This window comes from Mycobacterium sp., assembly GCF_036488105.1.
GTDB lineage: Bacteria > Actinomycetota > Actinomycetes > Mycobacteriales > Mycobacteriaceae > Mycobacterium.
The window spans coordinates 1-2,035 of the sequence record NZ_DASXHW010000146.1; the positions used below are offsets into that span (position 1 = coordinate 1).

Sequence of the window (2,035 nt, forward strand, 5' to 3'; positions counted from 1 at the left end):
CTCCGTCGGTGACGAAGAAGGATGTCGGTTCAGCTGTCACCGGACGCTCCCTCGCAGTCGGCAGCGCTCGAGAAGTATTTCTGCCAACTGCTCCGGGTGGCTGAACATGACGTCGTGACAGGCGTCGACGGGGATCACCTCGTGCACGCCGCCGAGGGCGGCGATGCTCGCGCGCTGGGATTTTTGCGACAGGGCGCGGTCGCGGGTGGTCAGTATCCAGGTGCGCGGTACATCATCGGGAAACCCGCTGCGATCCACGGGTTCTGCGGGTATCCGCGCTGATTCGGTGTACAACCTCGAGATCGTCAGTCGGCGCTGCGCGGGGGTCATGCCGTTGCAGAACGCGTACTGCGCGGCCACGCTTGGAACCTTGAATGGTCTGCCGCCTCGAGCGGCGAACCGCGCGAAGGCCGCCAACGGACCGGTCAAGGTGTCGACGATCGCCTGACCCTGACGGGGGACGAACGCGGTGACGAGAACCATCTCGCGTACCCGTGCTGAGCCGAGTTTGGTGACGACGCCGGGGACCGTCACGCCCGCCATCGAGTGGCCCACGATCACGATGTCGCCCAGGCGTTCCCGCTCGATGTCGGCGACGACTGAGTCCACCCACTCGTCGATGGTGGCGGTCGCCAAGTCTCCTGGCGTGCGGCCGCGGCCCGGTAGGTCCACCGCGAGGGTGCGCAATTCCGGCTCCGCACTCCGCAATTCGGCGACGACGAGATCCCAGCAGTCGCCGGCGTGCTCGCCGCCGTGGACGAGCACGAGGTCGGGCAGGGACTTGGTGGGGCCGGTCATCGGTCGATCAACTGGGAGCTCAGCATGTCGATGTCGGTGCGGAAGTCGGTGAGGCTCCTGCTGGCCGGCTCGACGGTGATCCATGTGACGCCCGACTGGGCGTAAGCGTCCAGCCGTGGTTGTACTGCGGCGCAAAATTTCTCACAGTCGCCGCTGGCGAGCAGGTCGGCTTCGAAGGGAACGAAGGCGATGTCGGCAGCGCCGCGGCCCGTCTCCGCCCGTCGCTTGTTCACCTTTGCGATCCACTCGGCAAGCGTGTCGATGTCTTCGAGTGGACGGGCGCGGGTGATCGCGGCCATTTCGCCCGACGCCGCCATCGGCATCCAGCCGTCAGCGACCTCCACGACACGGCGTTGCGCGGCCGCGCCGTTCCCGCCGATCCAGATCGGCGGACCGCCCGTGGTAACCGGCGGTGGCAGCGCGACGTGGCCTTCGACCCCAAACTCCGGCCCGTCGTGGTCGACGCCCGTCCAGGAGGCTTTCCACGCCGCGATCGCCTCGTCGAGCAGCGCACCACGCCGGTCGAAATCGGCTCCCAGCGCTTCGAATTCGGTCTTCAGGTAGCCGGCCCCGGTGCCTAACGTGAATCGACCGCCGGAGAGCAGGTCGAAACTCGCGGCCGCTTTGGCCGTCAGATACGGGTTGCGATAACCCGATACCAGGATGTAGGTCATGAGCCGGATGCGGGTGGTGGCCGCCGCCGCGAAGCTAAGTGACACGAACGGGTCGAAAGCGTGGTGGCCACCGTGGGCCAACCACTCCCGGTCGGGAAATGGGTGTTCAGACATCGAAAAGCCATCGAAGCCGGCGTCTTCCACCAGTCGTGCGACGTCGCCGATGCCTGCACCCTCGCACCACCGGTCCCAGTGCTTGACGGCCCGCATCGGAAACATCAGGTTGTAGCGCACGACTACCTCACCAGCGATCGAGCGATGACCTCACGTTGCACTTCGGTGGCTCCTTCGCCGAGTCGCTTGACCCGCAGATCGCGGAACCAGCGCTCCAGCGGTAGTTCGGTGGAGATTCCCAGCGCACCGTGAATTTGGATGCACCGGTCCAAAACTCGATAGGCGGACTCTGTCGCGAACATCTTGGCCACTGACGCGTCTACCCGGACATCGCGTCCGAGATCAGCGTTCCAGGCGGCTTGGTAGATCAGCAGCCGCGCCGCCCGCAGGTCCACCTCGCTATCCGCCAGCATCCACTTGATGCCCTGCTTGTCAGCCAGCGTGCCCCC

The 2,035-nt window shown here is 66.0% G+C and carries 3 protein-coding genes; all 3 read right to left on the reverse strand.

Features of this window, described 5'->3' with window-relative positions:
* Positions 1–36: 36 nt before the first annotated feature.
* Entirely contained in the window at positions 37–798 is a 762-nt protein-coding gene (locus VGH54_RS07695; RefSeq protein ID WP_331511342.1) for an alpha/beta hydrolase, read from the reverse strand.
* Positions 795–1,691 (reverse strand): LLM class F420-dependent oxidoreductase, encoded by an 897-nt coding sequence (locus VGH54_RS07700; RefSeq protein ID WP_331511344.1) that lies wholly within the window; start codon positions 1,689–1,691, stop codon positions 795–797. Before VGH54_RS07700 ends, VGH54_RS07695 begins: the two co-directional genes overlap by 4 nt.
* 17 nt (positions 1,692–1,708) lie before the next feature.
* On the reverse strand, positions 1,709–2,035 hold a 327-nt coding region (locus VGH54_RS07705; protein ID WP_331511343.1), incomplete at its 5' end, for an acyl-CoA dehydrogenase family protein.

Bases quoted from the DNA above. Each gene is read 5' to 3' on its own strand.
- VGH54_RS07700 (WP_331511344.1), bottom strand. From the start codon at position 1,691: ATGTTTCCGATGCGGGCCGTCAAGCACTGGGACCGGTGGTGCGAGGGT.
- VGH54_RS07695 (WP_331511342.1), bottom strand. From the start codon at position 798: ATGACCGGCCCCACCAAGTCCCTGCCCGACCTCGTGCTCGTCCACGGC.